The organism is Kitasatospora sp. NPDC096140 (assembly GCF_040303045.1).
Lineage (GTDB): Bacteria > Actinomycetota > Actinomycetes > Streptomycetales > Streptomycetaceae > Kitasatospora.
Map to the genome: position 1 here is coordinate 151,199 of NZ_JBEOUW010000018.1, position 15,351 is coordinate 166,549.

A 15,351-nucleotide genomic window follows, 5' to 3' on the forward strand; every position below is an offset into this window, starting at 1 on the left:
CCTCTGACGACGTGTGGGGCGCGCCCATTGCACCCCGGCCGACGGCCGCGTACGTGCAGGGACGTTCCTGCCCGCGTGTCGCCGCAGCGGCGCACAGGCGAAGGCGCCGGGTGGCCGCGCCGGGTGGCCGCGCCCCGCGCTAATTCGGTGGCCCGCGCGCGACGGCCGCTCCTACAGTGTCCGCCGGATCAACCACCCTCACAGGAGCCCCAGCCATGCGCGTGCACTACCCCCGGACTCCGCATCTTCCCTGGTCACCCGGGGCGGCGGCGGACGACGTACGGACCGGGGACCTCACCGCGCTGACCGGTGCCGAGGTCGTCGTCACCGAGAAGCTCGACGGCGAGAACACCACCCTCTACTCCGACGGCCTGCACGCCCGCTCGCTGGACTCGGCCCACCACCCCTCCCGCGCCTGGGTGAAGGGCCTGCAGGGCCGGATCGGCGGGCGGATCCCGGACGGCTGGCGGATCTGCGGCGAGAACCTGTTCGCCCGGCACTCGATCCCGTACACCGACCTGGAGAGCTGGTTCTACGGCTTCTCGGTGTGGACCGACCGCGACCACTGCCTGGACTGGGACGACACCGTCCGCTTCCTGCGCCGCCTCGGCGTCCCGGCGCCCCGGGTGCTGTGGCGCGGCCGCTACGACGAACGCGCCCTGCGCGCCCTGAGGTTGGACCTGGACCGGCAGGAGGGCTACGTCGTCCGGACCGTCCGGGGCTTCGCCCGGGGGGAGTTCGGCGAGCGGGTCGCCAAGTGGGTCCGCCCGCACCACGTGCGCACCGACACGCACTGGATGCACGCCGCCGTGGTGGAGAACGGGCTCGGACCGGCTGCCGCGCTGTGGTCCGTACGGTCCGGTGCGCTGCCCGAACTGTCCGCCCTGGCGGCCGCGTTGGGGCTCCCCGAACTGTCCTGCCGGCCGGAGGAGCCGGCGGAGGTGTCGGCCCGGCTGGACGAGCTCGGCCGCGGCGGGGACGCCCGGCTGGCCGGGGTGCTCGCCACCGTGCTGCGCGCCGGGCCCCGGCAGTACCCGGCGGCGCGGCTGGCCGGGCCGCTCGGTCTGCCGCTGGCCCGGAGGGTCGCCGACCTGGTCGCGCTGCACCCCGGCCTGCACCGGCCGTACCCGGACGAGGACCGCCGCGCCGGGCTGGTCCGGCTGTCCTGCGCCGCCGACCTCGGCGTGCTGCACGCCGTCGCCGCGGCCGCCGCCCCGGGGGCGGCGGAGCGCGAGCAGGTCGCCTGGTCGGCCCTGCACGCCGAGGACGCCGGGCTGCTCGACGACGACGGCGGGCCGCTCGCCCGGCTGCGCAGCGGCCTGCGCGAGGCCCTGGCCGGGCTCGACCGGGACGCCGCCGACCGCTGCTGGGCGCAGGCCCGCGAGGCGTACGCACGGGGCAGGATCTCCACCGCGGAGGAGGCCGTCGCGGCCACCTGGCGCCTGCGGGACGGCCGCTTCCCCCGGCTGCTGCACCTGTGCGGCCCGTCCGGCAGCGGCAAGAGCACCTTCGCCGCCGGGCTGACCGGTGTCGGCACCCGGATCAGCCTGGACGACCTGCGCGCCGCCCGGGGCTCGCGCGCCGACCAGCGCGACAACGCCGTGGTGCTGCGCGAGGGCCTGGCCCGGCTGGACGCGGCCCTCGCCGCCCCGGGCTCACCGGGTGCGCCCGGTGCGTTCGGCCCGTCCGGTGCCTCTGAGGCCTCTGGTTCCTTTGGTGCCACCGTCGTCTGGGACGCCACCTCCCTCAACCGGCAGCAGCGCTCCCACGTCCACGCCGTCGCGCAGCGCCGCGACGCCCTGGTCACCCAGGTGGTGCTGGTGGTCGACGAGGACGAACTGCTGCGCCGCAACGCCGTCCGGCCGCACCCGGTGCCGGCCGACGTGCTGACCGCACAGCTGCACCGCTTCAGCCCGCCGCACGCCGGCCAGGCGCACCGCACCTGGTACGTCGGCGCCGGTGGCACCGTGGAAGACACGGCGGGCACGCTCGACGCCGAGGAGGACTGAGGACCGATGCGTCCCATCGAACAGATCTGCCAGCGCATCCGCTGGGACGCCCGGTTCGACCCGGCCCGGTTCACCCTGGGCGTGCGCCAGCGCGACGACCGCACCGAGCGCATCCCGCTGGAGGCGTTCGCCGCCTCCGGGGACATCCCCTGGCACCGGGTGCAGCGGGTCGAGGCCGACGGCGTGGTGGTCTGGGACCGCCCGTCCGGCGTGGACGTGCTCGACACCACCGAGGCCGGACGCCGCACCGCTCCGCGCCGCCTGCGCCCGCCCTTCTTCGCGGCCACGACCCCGTACGCCTGGCGGCCGGACGACGGCTGGCTGGCCGCCCACGCGGAGGCCGCCCACACCCCCGCCCCGGGCGCCGCACACGCCGCGGCCCCGGCGGTCACCGGCCTGCGCGTGGTCACCTGGAACACCCTGTGGGACCGCTACGACGCCGACCGGATCGCCACCGCCCGCCGCCGCCCGCTGCTGCTCGCCGCGCTCGAAGCCGCCGACGCCGACGTCATCGCCCTGCAGGAGGTCGAACCGGCCCTGGTCGCCCTGCTGCTCGCGGCGCCCTGGGTCCGCGCCGGGTACACCCTGAACACCGACCCGCTCGGGCGGGACGTCGACGAGCACGGCCTGCTGCTGCTCAGCCGGCTGCCCGTCCTGGAGGCGGGGAGGCACGCCCTGGGCCCGCACAAGGCCGTCACCGCGATCACCGTACGGACCGCCGGCGAACCGCTGACGGTCGCCGCCGTCCACCTCAGCAGCGACCACTCGTCGGACGGCGCGACCCGCCGCGAGGCCGAACTCACCGAGCTGGCCGAGGGTCTGGGCGGCGTCGAGGGCGAACTGCTGCTGCTCGGGGACTTCAACGACGCCCGCTCCGGCACCTCGGGCCCGGCCGCCGCCCTGGGCCTGCGGGACGCCTGGACCCAGGTGCACGGGCCGTCCGACGACACCCCGACCTTCGACCCGACGGTCAACCCGCTCGCCGCCGTCTCCTCGCTGACCGGCCGCCCCGGCCGGATCGACCGCGTCCTGCACCGCTCCGACAGCACCCGCGTCACCGCCGCCGGGCTGCTCGGCGACCGCCCGACCGCCGACGGACTGCACCCCTCCGACCACTACGGCGTCGCCGTGGACCTCACCCTCGGCGGCGCGGGCGGGGCCGAGGCCGGAGCGGGCGGGTCCGAGGCCGGGGCGCCGGACTTCCTCGCCGCCGCGCCCACCGCCCGCACCGCCGTCGCCTGGCTGCCGCCCGAGGAGCTGTGGCCGCCGATCCAGCGGCTGCGCACCGCGCACGACCCGCAGGTGCACCGCTGGCCGCCGCACGTCAACCTGCTGTTCGGCTTCGTCCCGGAGGCCGAGTTCGACCGCGCGCTGCCGCTGCTGGGCGCGGCCGCCGCCGAGGTGGACCCGTTCACGGCGCGGCTGGAGGGCGTGCACACCTTCGGTCACCGCGAGGACGCCACCGTCTGGCTCGACCCTGCCGCCACCTCCGCCGAGCCGTGGGCGGCGCTGCGGCACGCGCTGGAACGCCGCTTCCCCCGCTGCCGCGGCCGGGCGGAAGGGTTCACGCCGCACCTGACCCTCGGGCGCAGCACCGATCCGCAGCGGGTGGCCGCCGACTGCGCGGCCGGGCTCGACGCGGTCCCGGCCCGGGTCGGCGAGCTGGTGGTGCTCTCCCGCCGGGGCGCCGAGCCGATGCGGCCGCGCGCGGTGATCGCGCTGGGGACGGGCGAGGTGCGTCCGGTTCCCGAGGAGGCGACCGTCTCGCCTCGGCCGGAGTCACCCCGACGGGCAGCCTCCGCAAGGGAGTTGGCCCGGAGCATCGCGGCGGCGCTGCCCGACGGCGCGGTCCACGTCGTCGGCTCGCGCCGGCTGGGCTGTCAGCTGGACGGGGCCGACCTGGACCTGGTGGCGGCCCTGCCCGGCCCGGCCGACCTGTCCGGCGTCCGCGCCCGGATCGCGGCCGCGCTGCCGGACGCCCGGCAGCTGCGCGAGGTGCGCGGCGCCCGGGTGCCGGGGCTGCGGCTGGCCGCGGACGGGCTGTCCGTCGATCTCGTCGTCGTCTTCACCGGCTCGCTCGATCCGGCCCGAGCCGTCGACCGGCGGGCCGAGTTGGGCGAGGCGGAGGCCGTCGCGCTGAGCGCCGTCACCGACGCCGAGGCGATCCTGACGGCACTCGGCGAACGGCACGACCGCTTCGTCCGGCTGGCCCGGCAGGTCAAGGCGTGGGCCCGGGCCCGCGGCCTGGACTCGGCACCGTTCGGCCAACTCCCGTCGCTCGCCTGGTCGGTGCTCGCCGCACGCACCGTCCTGGACGACGAAGGCACCGCGAGCGAGTCCACCGAGAACACGGACGGCCGGGACACGGACGGCCCGGACACGGACGGCCCGGACACGGACGGCCCGGACACGGACGGCGGCCTGTTCCGGCGGTTCGCCGAGACCTGGGCGGGCTGGGACTGGCGCCGGCCCGTCTCCCTCGGCTCCCTCGACTCCCCCGACTCCCCCGACGGCGATCTGACCGACCGCCGGCCGGAACCGCTGACCGTCCTCACCCCCTCCTCCCCCGTCCGCAGCTGCACCACCCAGGTCGGCGCGGACACCCGCGACCTGCTCGCCGAGGAGCTGTACCGCGCCTGGGAACTCGTCACGGAGAGCACCGACCCCTGGCCCGCCCTGCTCGCCCCGCCCCCGCTCCACCGCCGGCACGCCACCTGGGCCGTGGTCACCGCCGCGGAGGAGTCCGTCGGGCTGGTCCGCGGCCGCCTCCGTACGCTCCTGGCCGCGCTGGAGGAGGCCGGCGGCACCCACCTGCACGCCTGGCCGCAGCCCTACCGGACGTCCGACGGCCGCACCCACTTCCCCATCGGCCTCGGCCCCGCCGGCACCCCGCTCACCGCGGACCGCCTCGCCCCGCTCGCCGCCGCCTGGTGCCGCCACCTCCCCGGCGTCCGCATCGAGCATGTCGACGGCGGCGCGGTCCCCACCCTCACCCGCTGAACGCCCCTTCCCGCCGAACGTCCTCGCCCGCCGGACGCCGTCCCGGGCGGGGACCCGAACCGTCGTCAGCCCGCCTCCAGGGCCTCGGCCCGCTCGACCAGGCCGGCCGCGAGGCCGTCGCAGTCCAGTCCGGAGGGTGCCCGCGGGGGCATTGTTAGCCTGTTCTCCATGATCGGAAACGGCAGCAGGTCACAGGTGTCCGGCTTATCGCCGGCGAGCGGTCCGCAGCGCGCCCTCATCATGGCGAGCTTCGTCAGCCGGGTGGGCAACGGGCTGTTCAACACCGCGTCGGTGCTCTACTTCACGCTGGTGGTGCACCTGCCCGCCGCCCGGGTCGGGGTCGGCCTCACGATCGCCGGGCTGGTCGGGCTGCTGGCCGGGGTCCCGGCCGGGAACCTGGCCGACCGGTACGGGCCGCGCACGGTCTGGCTGACGGCCCTCACCCTGCAGGCCGCGACGATGGCCGCCTTCGTCCTCATCCACGACTGGGCCACCTTCACGGTCGTCGCCACCCTGGACCGGCTCGCGGCGGCGGCGGCCGGCGCCGCGGGCGGCGCGCTCGTCGCCCGCGCCGGCGGCGAGCGCCCGGCCGCCTTCCGGGCGAGACTCCGCACCTTCGTCAACCTCGGCGTGGTCCTGGGCACCCTCGGCGCCGCCTTCGCCGTCTCGGTCGGCACCCGCACGGCGTACACCGCGCTCATCCTCGCCAATGCCGCCAGTTTCGCCTGCGCCGCCCTGATCGCCGTGCGCGGCCTCCCGGACTACCGGCCGCTGCCCCGGCCCGAGGAGCACCACCGCGCCGCCGTCCTGTCCGACCGGCCGTTCGTGTCCTTCGTCGCGCTCTACGGCGCGATGGGCCTGCAGTACCAGACCGTCTCGCTGCTGCTGCCGATCTGGCTCTCCGCCCACACCGACGCGCCCCGCTGGACGGTGGCGGCGGTCTACGCGGTCAACAGCGCGGTGTGCGTGCTGCTCCAGAGCCGGATCGGCTCCCGGGTGGAGACTCCGCACCAGGGCGGTCGGGCGCTCCGCCTCGCGGGGCTGTGCTTCCTGGTCAGCTGCCCCTTGATGGCCCTGACCGCGGACGTCCCGGCCTGGGTCGCGCCGGCGCTCGTCGTCCTCGCCGTCGGCGTGCACAGCCTCGGGGAGGTGTGGGAGTCCTCGGGCGGCTACGCGCTCGGCTTCGGCCTCGCCCCCGACCACGCCCAGGGGCAGTACCAGGGCCTCCTCGGCGTCGGCTTCGACACCGGTCAGGCCCTGGCCCCGGCGGTCCTCACGACGGTCGTCCTCGGCTTCGGACATTCGGGCTGGCTGCTGCTCGGCGTGTTCTTCGCAGTCCTCGGCGCGGCCGGCCCGCCGCTGGCCGCCTGGGCGGAACGCACCCGCCGCCCGAACGACGACCCGGCCCCCACGGCACCCGTCCACCCCGACGGGACCCCGCTCCCCGACACCGTCTGAGGCGTATCTCTGTGATGGGCTGAGCAGTTGATCGGATGTGTCCGTCCGGTTGGTGATCAGTGCTGCGATGTGGGACCGGATCGAGCCTGGCCATGCGCACCGACAGACGTGCCGAGCTGCCCGGGCGTCCGCAGTCCGCAGTCCGCAGTCCGCAGTCCGCAGTCCGCAGTCCGCAGTCCGCAGTCCGACGATCGGACCACGCGATAGGGTCCGCGCATGTGGGAGGGACTGGAGACCATCGACTGGGCCGGGCTGCAGCACAACTACGGCTCCGCGGCGGACGTACCCGGGTTGCTGCGGCGCTGCGCCGGCCCCGACCGGGAGGACGCCTGGGAGGCCGCGGGCGATCTGGACAACCTCCTGTTCCACCAGGGTGGTTGGGTCTGCTCCGCCGCCTCGGCCGCCCTGCCGTATCTGGTCCGGCTGGCCGCCCGGCCGGATGTCGTGGCCCGGCGTGAGCGGTTGGAGCTGCTGGACCTGCTGACGAGGCTGAGCGGTGAGGCCGCGCTCGTCGCCGAGGCACAGGTCGATCCGGCGTGGGGGGCGGCCTGGGAGCGGGCGCTGCCCGAGGTGCTGGGTCAGCTGTCCGATCCCGACCCCGCGATCCGCCGGACCGTCGCCGATCTGCTGGGAGGCTGCGGCAGCTCCGGGGCGCGGACGCTGCCCGCCCTCCTGACGCGGTGGGAGGCGGAGGAGGATCCCGCCACCCGCCTCGACCTGGTGATCGCCCTCGGCCACGCCACCCGCCGGGAGCCGACCGCAGGCCTGTCCACCCGGACCACCGCCCTGCTGCGCGGGCTGCTGGACGCGCCCGAACCGCAACTGCGGCTGGCGGCCGTGCACGCGCTGGCCCCGGACGATCCGGGGCTCGCCAGCCGGCACCTCGGCCGCGTCCTGGACGCGGTCCGCGACCCGGGGGTGGAGCTCTGGCGGCAGACCAGCACGGCGGACTGCGGTGTCCAGGGCGTGCAGGGCTGGACGGCCGGCCTGTTCCCCGGCGCCTCGCCCGCGTACGTCCTCGGCCTGCTCGCCGAGCACCCCGACCCGGAACAGCGCACCGGCGCACTGGGCCAGGCGGGCGGGCTGCTCTCCCGCTGGCGCTCGGCGGTGCCCGCCGTGCTGCCCGCCGTCGCGGCGCGCCTGGACGATCCGGACACCGAGGTCCGCTTCCGCTCGGTCGAGTTGCTCGCCTGCCTCGGCAGCGCCGCGGCCGACCACGCCGACGCGGTGGCCGCGCTGCTCGACGACACCGCCACCCGGAGCACCCGGGCGGGCGAAGCCGTCCGCGAGGCGGCGGTGTGGGCCCTGGCGCGGATCGGCGACCCGCGCTGCGTCCCCGCCGTCGTCGACCTGGTCACCGCGGGCGGTCGCGCCACCGCCTTCGGCGCCGCCGGGGTGCACCACGCCCGGTTCGGCACCCACCACTACCCGCAACTCCCCGGCATCCATGAACTGCTGGCCCCGCTCCGGGAGCACGCGGACGCCCTCCTGCCGTCGATCCGCGCCCACCTGCGCGGCTCCGCCCCCACGCTGGCCCGCCCGCTCTGCGAGGTGCTGGCCGGCTGGGGGCCGGCTGCCGCACCCGCCGTGCCGGAGCTGCTCGGCCTGCTCGCGGACGACGCGACCTGGGCCCCGGCGGCGACCGCGCTGGCCGGGATCCGGCAGCCGGCCGGCGAGGAGGCCCTCGCCCTCCTGCGCGCCCGCACCACTGCCGCTGCGGGCTCCAACGCCGCGGGCACCATCGCCACCGGAGCGGACGCGGAACTCGCCGCCTGGGCCTACTGGCGGCTCGGCGGCGAGCCCGGACCCGCACTCGCCGTGCTGGGCCCGGCCGCGACCGACGGCCGCTTCGTGGGCCCCGCGCTGCGCAAGCTCGCCGACCTCGGCCCGCACGCCGCCCCGTACCGGGACCGCCTCCGCGCGCTGGTCGCCGACCCGTACGACTGGGTCAGCGTCGAGGCCGCCCACGCCCTGTGGGCCGCCACCGGCGACACCGACACCGCCGTGCCGGCCCTGTTCGACGCCTGCAGGAACCTCCGCGCCGGCACCTACTACCCGGCCATGCTGCAGGCCGTCCGCCACCTGACCCGCATCGGCCCGGCCGCCCGCCCCGCCGCCGCCGTCCTGGCCGAGGCCCTGACCCGCGACGAACGCCTCAGCACGTCCGGCGCCTGGCGCGCCTTCGTGGACGACGAGACGATCCGCGCCGCCGTCACCGAGCTGTGCCGGGTCACAGCCGCAACGCCCCCGCCGGCGGCCGCATCCGACGCCCGTACGGGGTGAGTGCCAGCACGCCGGTGCCGCGGACCGGTGTGCCCGGCCCGAGCGACAGCGGGTCGAGGCTCAGCTCGCCCGCCAGGCGGGGCGCCAGCTCCAGGAGCTCCCACATCCACTCGTCCTCCGCCTCGTCCTCCTCGTCCTCCTCGTCCGCCTCCGCCGGCAGCCGGCCCGCCACGAGCGGGGGCAGGCCGAGCTCGGCCCGGCGCCGCTGCTCGTACCCGAGCGGCGCGCCGAGCTCCAGGTGCCCGGTGTCCTCGCCCGGTATGTAGGCGAACCGCCGTACGGCCGCACCACGTTCGGCGACCAGCACGGCCGAGCCGTCGTTCTGCGCGCTCCACCAGTACGCCTGGGCCCGCCCGTAGCGGGCGCTCAGGCGCTCGCAGGCCGCCAGGACGTCGTCCGCGCGCTCGGCGTCGCTCGGATCGCACCAGGCGCCGACCACCAGCGTCCAGCCCGCCAGTTCGGGGGTGACGAACACCCGGCGGAGCGCGTCGTGCGGGTCCTCGTCGAAACCGCCGTGGCTGTCGACATCGGCCGCGTACACCCCGGCGGCGAACGGCACCGGGCGCGGCGCGGACAGGCCGAGCAGGCTCATCACGCCGGACTGGTCGCCGGTGGGGACCGCGATCCACGACAGGAAGCAGCAGGCCATCGGCACCGGTGCGTCCTCGGGCGTTTTCACCCGCACCAGCCGTTCCAGCGCCGCCACGTCCCGGGCGGACAGGGCCGCCTCCCCGCCGATCTCCGCCAGTGCCTCCAGTGCCGCCGCCCGCGCGCCGCCGGGACCGTCCCGGCGCACCCGCCGCAGCAGCGGCACGACGCCCTCGCCCCACGAGCAGAACAGCCGCACCGCCGCCTGCCGCACCTCGGCGTCCGGATCCCCCAGCAGCGGCAGCACGCTCGCCGCCTGCGAGCTGCCCGCGTCCCCGCACGCGTGCAGGGCCCGCACCGCCGCGCGACGCACCGCCGCGTCCGCGGAGGCGAGGTCCGGTACCGCCTGTCGAACGTCCATGGTCCGCCACGCTAGCCCGCCGCACTGACAACTCCCCGTCCGGACCGGGCCACCCGTACCGGATTGGCCCGGGACGGCGGCCCGGCCGGCCACTACCCTCGGCCGCACAGCCGATCAGCCACACAGCCGGTCAACCACGCAAGTCGATCAACGGAGAACCCGATGCACCCCGAACTCGCCGCCGACCTCGCGCGGTTGCCCGAACTCCTGGAGGAGACCCGGCAGCACGCCCTCGCCTTCCTCGACGGCCTCGACGAGCGGTCCGTGATCCCGCGGGCGGCCGGTGACGGGTTGCCGACGACGGGCGGTGGCGGGTTGCCCACGGCCGGCGGTGGCCTGCCCGCGGCGCTGGCGGAGTTCGCCGAGCGGTGGGAGCCGCGGCTGTCGGCGAGCGCCGGGCCGCGGTACTTCGGGTTCGTCACCGGTGGTGCGACCCCTGCGGCGCTGGCGGGCGACTGGCTGACCGCCACCGCCGACCAGAACTCCAACTCCTCGCTGGACCCGGCCGGTCAGCACCTGGAGCGCGAGACGGTCGGCTGGCTGCGCGAGCTGTTCGGGCTGTCCCCGGCGCACCACGGCACCTTCGTGAGCGGCGCGACCATGTCGAACACGGTCGGGCTGGCCATCGCCCGTGAGTGGCTCGGCGAGCGGCTCGGTGTGGACGTCGCCGAGGACGGGGTCGGCGCGCTGGGCCCGGTCCGAGTGCTGTCGGGCGGCGCGCACTCCTCCGTCCCCAAGGCGCTGTCGGTGCTGGGCCTGGGCCGGACGGCGCTGCACGGCGTGCCCCTGCTGCCCGGCCGGGAGGCGGTGGACGTGGCCGCGCTGGAGCGGGCGCTGGCCGAGGCCGACGGGCCGTGCGTCGTGGTGGCCAACGCGGGCACGGTCAACACCGTCGACTTCGACGACCTGCCGGCGATCGCGGCCCTCCGCGAGCGGTACGGGTTCTGGCTGCACGTGGACGCCGCGTTCGGCGCCTTCGCCGCGCTGTCGCCACAGCACGCGCACCTGGTGGCCGGCCTGGACCTCGCCGACTCGGTCTGCGTCGACCTGCACAAGTGGCTCAACGTGCCGTACGACAGCGCCGTCCAGTTCACCCGGCGCCCCGACCTGCAGGCCCGGGTGTTCCGGAACGCCGCCGCCTACCTCGGCCCTCTCGGCGAGCACCCCGACCTGGTCCACCTCACCCCGGAGAACTCGCACCGGCTGCGCGCCCTGGCCGCCTGGTTCACGCTGCGCGCGTACGGACGCTCCGGCCACCGGGAGATCGTGGAGCGCAACGTCGCGGGCGCCCGCGCACTCGGTGAGGCGGTCGAGCGGATCGACGGCCTGCGCCTGCTCGCGCCGGTCCGGCTGAACGTCGTCTGCTTCACCCTGGCGACGGATCCCACGCCCGAGCGCCTCGCCGACCTCGCCGCCGAGGTGGCCGGCGAGGCCTTCCTCACCCCGACCCGCTACGCCGACCGGCCCGCCCTGCGCGCGGCGTTCAGCAACTGGCGCACCACGGAGGCGGACGTCCGGCGGACGGCGGAGGCGCTGGCCCGGGCCGTCGGGAAGCCGGCCCCCGACCGGAACGGGGTCTGACCGGGCACAGGCCCTGAACGAATGCGCCCGACCGGAGCAGGGCCCGACCGGCCCCGGCTCAGCTCCGGTTGTGGTCCCCCGTCCCGCCGTCGATCAGCTCCCGCAGGATGTCCACGTGCCCGGCGTGCCGCGCGACCTCCGTCGTCATGTGGATCAGCACCCAGCGCAGCGAGACGGTGTTACCCGACCACGACGTCCCGAGGTCGTCCAGCGCGAGCTCCCGGATGGTCTCGTCCGCACCGGCCCGCGCCCGCGCGTAGAACTCCAGGATGTCCGCCGTCGACTCGTGCGGTTCCACCCGCATGTCGGACATCTCGTCGGCGTCGAGGTCGAACGGCATCGGCCCCGTCTCCCGGCCGAACGTCTCCCGGAACCAACCGAGTTCGGCACCACCGAGGTGCTTCACCAGCCCCAGCAGGTTCGTCCCGGACGGCGTCATCGGCCGGCGCAACTGCTCGTCGTCCAAGCCCTCCAGTTTCCACAGCACCGCATCGCGGTGCCGGTCCAGTGCGACGTGAAGGCTTTCCTTCTCCTCACCCGTGAAGGGCACTCGCTTCTCCATGATCGGACCGTACCAGCCGGCACCGACAACCCGACTCCCCGATCACCGCCCCGGACCGGCCCGCCCCGACCCGTCCCTGCCCGGCGGGGATCACGGGTGCGCCCCGTCCCCGTACACGCCGCCCGCCCGGTCGGTCAGGCCCGCCATGAACTCCGCGTGCGCGAGGTTCATGAACGGAAGCGGCCGCCACCGGCTGCGGTGGTCGGGGTGATCGCGGAACCGCTCCGCGGTCCTGCACAGCCGCGCCCACCACAGGACGCCGTCCTGCCGCATCCGCTGCGTCCACCCTGGCTCGTCCCCGCGGCCCTCCATCAGCACGTCCTCCCAGGCGCCCAGGACGTCCGACAGGAAGATGCAGTCGGACTTCGTGACGTCCGCCAGGCGCTCGGCGGCGAACCGGGCGTCGGTGCCCTCGGGTTGGGCCTCGACCACTTCGCGCAGCCGGGCGTCGAGGAAGGCCCGCAGCGGCGTGACGTCCTCGTAGTGGAGGTCGTCGGAGAACTCCAGCAGTTCCACGGGCCTGCGTTCGCGTGCCATCGTGCGGTGTCCCCTCGGTCTCGGGCGGCGCGGTCGTCGACGGTCCGTCACGGAAACCCGACGGAACGTCACGTTCTCGCCCCGACCATAGCCCCGCCCCGACGGACGTCGCACCGGATTGCCGAACCTCCCCACCCGGTCCGCGGCGCGTGCCATCATGGGCGCCGCCCGCGCAACACGCCCGGCCCGCCTTGACCTTCACACCGGTGTGAAGGCCGATGATGCTCCCATGACCGCCACACCGTTCGACCCGTACGCGCTCCTCGCGCAGAGCCGCCTCGGCATCCTCGCCACCATCAAGGCGGACGGCCGGCCCCAGCTCTCCCCCGTCCTGCCGTTCTACGACCGCGAGGCGAACGCCATCCTGGTCTCCACCCGGGACGGGCTGGCCAAGACCGCCAACCTGCGCCGCGACCCCCGGGTGAGCCTGGAGGTGACCGGGCCGGACGGGCGCTCCTGGGCCACCGCCGAGGGCGTCGCCGCCCTCACCGGCCCGGGCACCGACCCCGACGGACCCGAGGTCGAGGCCCTGGTCGACTACTACCGCCGCGCCGCCGGCGAGCATCCCGACTGGAAGGAGTACCGCGAGGTGATGGTCGCCGACCGCCGGGTGCTGCTCACCATCCCGGTCGACCACGTGTACGGCACCCACCTCTGAGCGGGCCGGACCGGACCGGCCACCGGCCCGGGGCTGCGACGACCGCGCGCCCCGGGCCACGGCTCACCCCTGTGTCGCGGTGACCACCGTGGCGTCCAGGTCCTCGTGCCGGCTCTCCGCCGCCGCCAGCCCGGCCTCCCGCGCCACCGCGAGGGCCGCCGCCACCTGACGCTCACTGGTCTCGAACAGCAGCGCGCCGTCCGCCGCCAGCCACCGCGGCGCCTGCGCGACCACCCTGCGCAGCACGTCCAGGCCGTCCGCTCCCCCGTCGAGCGCCGGCCGGGCCTCGTGCAGCCGCGCCTCGGGCGGCAGCAGCGCGAGGTCGCCCGTCGGGACGTACGGGACGTTGGCGATCAGCACGTCCACCCGGCCGTGCAGCTCCGGGGGCAGGGCGGCGAACAGGTCGCCCCGGTGGACCAGCCCGCCCGTTCCCGCCAGGTTGCGGCGGGCGCAGCGGACGGCGTCCGGGTCGATGTCCGCCGCGTGCAGCTCGACCGGGTGCGCGGCCCCGGCCGCCACGGCGGCGCCCAGTGCGCCGCTGCCGCAGCACAGGTCGAGCACCACCGCGCCCGGGCCCCGGGGCGGGCCGGTCAGCGCGGTGGCGGCGGCCGCCAGGAACTCGCTGCGCCGGCGCGGGACGAAGACGCCCGGGTCGACGGCGATCCGCAGACCGGCGAACTCGGCCCAGCCGACGACGTGTTCGAGCGGACGGCCTTCGGCTCGGGAACGGACCATGGCGGCGAGGTCGGCGGGCGAGGCGGCGGCGGAGAGCAGGACGCGCGCCTCGTCCTCGGCGAACACGCAACCGGCTGCGCGCAGTCGGGAGACCACCGAGGATCGGAGAGCGGCGGAGGAGAAGACCGGCAAGAGAACCCCTTAGGGGAAGACGGGAGGAGGAGGAACGGAGGAGAAGGACTCCGTCAGGGCTCCCGCCAGGGCCGACACCGTCGGCACGCCGCCTGCGCTACGCGCGCGCGGCGCCCGCACGGCCGCACTCAGGGAGCACCCGCTCGGACATTCCGGTAATGGGTCTCACCTCCCTGGGTCGCGGTCACACTCGGCGTCAACCACCTTACCGCACGGCCCGCCGAGGATGATCAAACGTGCTGCGGCCCCCGGCCCTTGCCGCTCGGTCGACCCCGGCCTTGCCGCTCGGTCGACCCCGGCCTTGCCGCGCCGTCGGCCCCGGCGCGCGCGCTCCGTCGGGCGCCCACGGGCAGTCGACCCGGGGGGCGACCCCGGGGGCGCGGCGGAGGGCGCCCACTCCCCGCTTCCGCTCCGCCCGCCGGGCGGGACCGCACTCCGCTCGTCCGGATCCGCGCTCCGGTCGGACGGTTACGCCGCCGGCCGGACGGTCACGCCGCCGGTCAGACGGGCTGCGGCGCCGGTGAGGTCGGCTGGGGCGCCGGCGGCCTGGTGCGGTATCCGTCGGCCCTGCCGGGAGGCACCAGGCAGGGCAGCAACCAGTCCCAGAGGGCGCCGACCCGACGGGCACGCTCCTCGGCGGGGCAGCCGTCGGCGAACACCACCTCCAGACCACAGGCGGCGGTCACGACCAGCGTCTCCGGGCCGAGACCGTCCGAGCGGTCGCGCAGTTCGCCGGCGCGGTCGGCTCCGGCCAGCAGGTCCCGGACGACGCCGGCCCAGACGCCGTGGAAGCCGCGCACACCCGCGAAGACCCGCCGGGGATCCACCGCCCCGGCTGCGCCCGACCCGAACCCGCCCGACCCGGGCCTTCCCGCCCCGAGCCCTCCCGCAGCGGGCCCGCCCGCGGACGGTCCACCTGCGGAAGGGCCACCCGCCCCGGACCCACCCGTCGCATGGTCCGTCTGCCAGCCGCCCGCGCGGCCGAGGCGGAACGCCGCCCGGACCACCGGGTCCGTCCCCAGGGCGTCGACCAGCCAGTACCCGGCGTCGATCAGCGCCTGGAGCGGCGAGTCGACGGCACGGTGGTCGCCGCAGGCCGACCGCAGCGAGCACTCGGCCTGCTCGAAGACCGCTCTGGCCAGTTCCTCCTTGGAGGCGAAGTGGAAGTAGAGCGCCCCCTTCGTCACCCCTGCGGCTGCGGCGATCTCGCCGAGGGTGGCACCGGCGTAGCCGCAGCGGTCGAACAGCCCCGCCCCCGCCTCCACCAGCCGCCCGCGCGTCCGTTCCGACCTCTCCTGGACCACTCGTCCCACAACCCCTCACGACGACAAGCACGTTCCGACCGGACCCCGGCGAACTCCCGGGCGGGCGCCGGGTCCTGCGACCG

At 76.3% G+C, this 15,351-nt stretch carries 11 protein-coding genes; 6 read left to right on the forward strand and 5 right to left on the reverse strand.

What is annotated here, in order from left to right; translation table 11 throughout:
* The first annotated feature begins 215 nt into the window (after window positions 1-215).
* From ABT048_RS20585 to ABT048_RS20600, 4 genes are all read left to right on the forward strand, one after another.
* Complete coding sequence (locus ABT048_RS20585) at window positions 216-2,009, forward strand: RNA ligase family protein (RefSeq protein ID WP_350522870.1); 1,794 nt, start codon at window positions 216-218, stop codon at window positions 2,007-2,009.
* 6 nt (window positions 2,010-2,015) lie between these two features.
* Window positions 2,016-5,009: an RNA repair domain-containing protein gene (locus ABT048_RS20590; RefSeq protein WP_350522871.1), complete on the forward strand. Its 2,994-nt coding sequence runs from the start codon at window positions 2,016-2,018 to the stop codon at window positions 5,007-5,009.
* Window positions 5,010-5,204: 195 nt separating this feature from the next.
* Window positions 5,205-6,467 (forward strand): MFS transporter, encoded by a 1,263-nt coding sequence (locus ABT048_RS20595; protein WP_350522872.1) that lies wholly within the window; start codon window positions 5,205-5,207, stop codon window positions 6,465-6,467.
* Between the two features lie 216 nt (window positions 6,468-6,683).
* Complete coding sequence (locus ABT048_RS20600; RefSeq protein WP_350522873.1) at window positions 6,684-8,750, forward strand: HEAT repeat domain-containing protein; 2,067 nt, start codon at window positions 6,684-6,686, stop codon at window positions 8,748-8,750.
* On the opposite strand, the gene ABT048_RS20605 is transcribed toward ABT048_RS20600, so the two are convergent.
* Window positions 8,698-9,759 (reverse strand): HEAT repeat domain-containing protein, encoded by a 1,062-nt coding sequence (locus ABT048_RS20605; RefSeq protein ID WP_350522874.1) that lies wholly within the window; start codon window positions 9,757-9,759, stop codon window positions 8,698-8,700. The two genes, ABT048_RS20600 and ABT048_RS20605, sit on opposite strands and share 53 nt — an antisense overlap.
* Before the next feature lie 162 nt (window positions 9,760-9,921).
* On the opposite strand from ABT048_RS20605, the gene ABT048_RS20610 reads away from it, so the two are divergent.
* Entirely contained in the window at window positions 9,922-11,340 is a 1,419-nt protein-coding gene (locus ABT048_RS20610) for a pyridoxal phosphate-dependent decarboxylase family protein (RefSeq protein ID WP_350522875.1), read from the forward strand.
* Between the two features lie 58 nt (window positions 11,341-11,398).
* Here ABT048_RS20610 and ABT048_RS20615 read toward each other — a convergent pair whose 3' ends face one another.
* Window positions 11,399-11,902: a DinB family protein gene (locus ABT048_RS20615; RefSeq protein ID WP_350522876.1), complete on the reverse strand. Its 504-nt coding sequence runs from the start codon at window positions 11,900-11,902 to the stop codon at window positions 11,399-11,401.
* 90 nt (window positions 11,903-11,992) lie between these two features.
* On the reverse strand, window positions 11,993-12,439 hold the full coding sequence (locus tag ABT048_RS20620) for a hypothetical protein (RefSeq protein ID WP_350522877.1): 447 nt from the start codon (window positions 12,437-12,439) through the stop codon (window positions 11,993-11,995).
* Window positions 12,440-12,668: 229 nt separating this feature from the next.
* On the opposite strand from ABT048_RS20620, the gene ABT048_RS20625 reads away from it, so the two are divergent.
* The gene (locus tag ABT048_RS20625; RefSeq protein ID WP_350522878.1) at window positions 12,669-13,097 is read left to right on the forward strand and encodes a PPOX class F420-dependent oxidoreductase; all 429 of its coding nucleotides are present in this window, start codon (window positions 12,669-12,671) and stop codon (window positions 13,095-13,097) included.
* A gap of 63 nt (window positions 13,098-13,160) precedes the next feature.
* On the opposite strand, the gene ABT048_RS20630 is transcribed toward ABT048_RS20625, so the two are convergent.
* The gene (locus ABT048_RS20630; protein WP_350522879.1) at window positions 13,161-13,964 is read right to left on the reverse strand and encodes a putative protein N(5)-glutamine methyltransferase; all 804 of its coding nucleotides are present in this window, start codon (window positions 13,962-13,964) and stop codon (window positions 13,161-13,163) included.
* A gap of 500 nt (window positions 13,965-14,464) precedes the next feature.
* Window positions 14,465-15,268, reverse strand: a complete 804-nt coding sequence (locus ABT048_RS20635) for a TetR family transcriptional regulator (RefSeq protein WP_350522880.1) — start codon at window positions 15,266-15,268, stop codon at window positions 14,465-14,467.
* Window positions 15,269-15,351: the final 83 nt, after the last annotated feature.

Coding starts and splice junctions, on each gene's coding strand:
- ABT048_RS20610 (WP_350522875.1), top strand. CDS start 9,922: ATGCACCCCGAACTCGCCGCCGACCTCGCGCGGTTGCCCGAACTCCTG.
- ABT048_RS20605 (WP_350522874.1), bottom strand. CDS start 9,759: ATGGACGTTCGACAGGCGGTACCGGACCTCGCCTCCGCGGACGCGGCG.
- ABT048_RS20590 (WP_350522871.1), top strand. CDS start 2,016: ATGCGTCCCATCGAACAGATCTGCCAGCGCATCCGCTGGGACGCCCGG.
- ABT048_RS20620 (WP_350522877.1), bottom strand. CDS start 12,439: ATGGCACGCGAACGCAGGCCCGTGGAACTGCTGGAGTTCTCCGACGAC.
- ABT048_RS20585 (WP_350522870.1), top strand. CDS start 216: ATGCGCGTGCACTACCCCCGGACTCCGCATCTTCCCTGGTCACCCGGG.
- ABT048_RS20600 (WP_350522873.1), top strand. CDS start 6,684: ATGTGGGAGGGACTGGAGACCATCGACTGGGCCGGGCTGCAGCACAAC.
- ABT048_RS20615 (WP_350522876.1), bottom strand. CDS start 11,902: ATGGAGAAGCGAGTGCCCTTCACGGGTGAGGAGAAGGAAAGCCTTCAC.
- ABT048_RS20625 (WP_350522878.1), top strand. CDS start 12,669: ATGACCGCCACACCGTTCGACCCGTACGCGCTCCTCGCGCAGAGCCGC.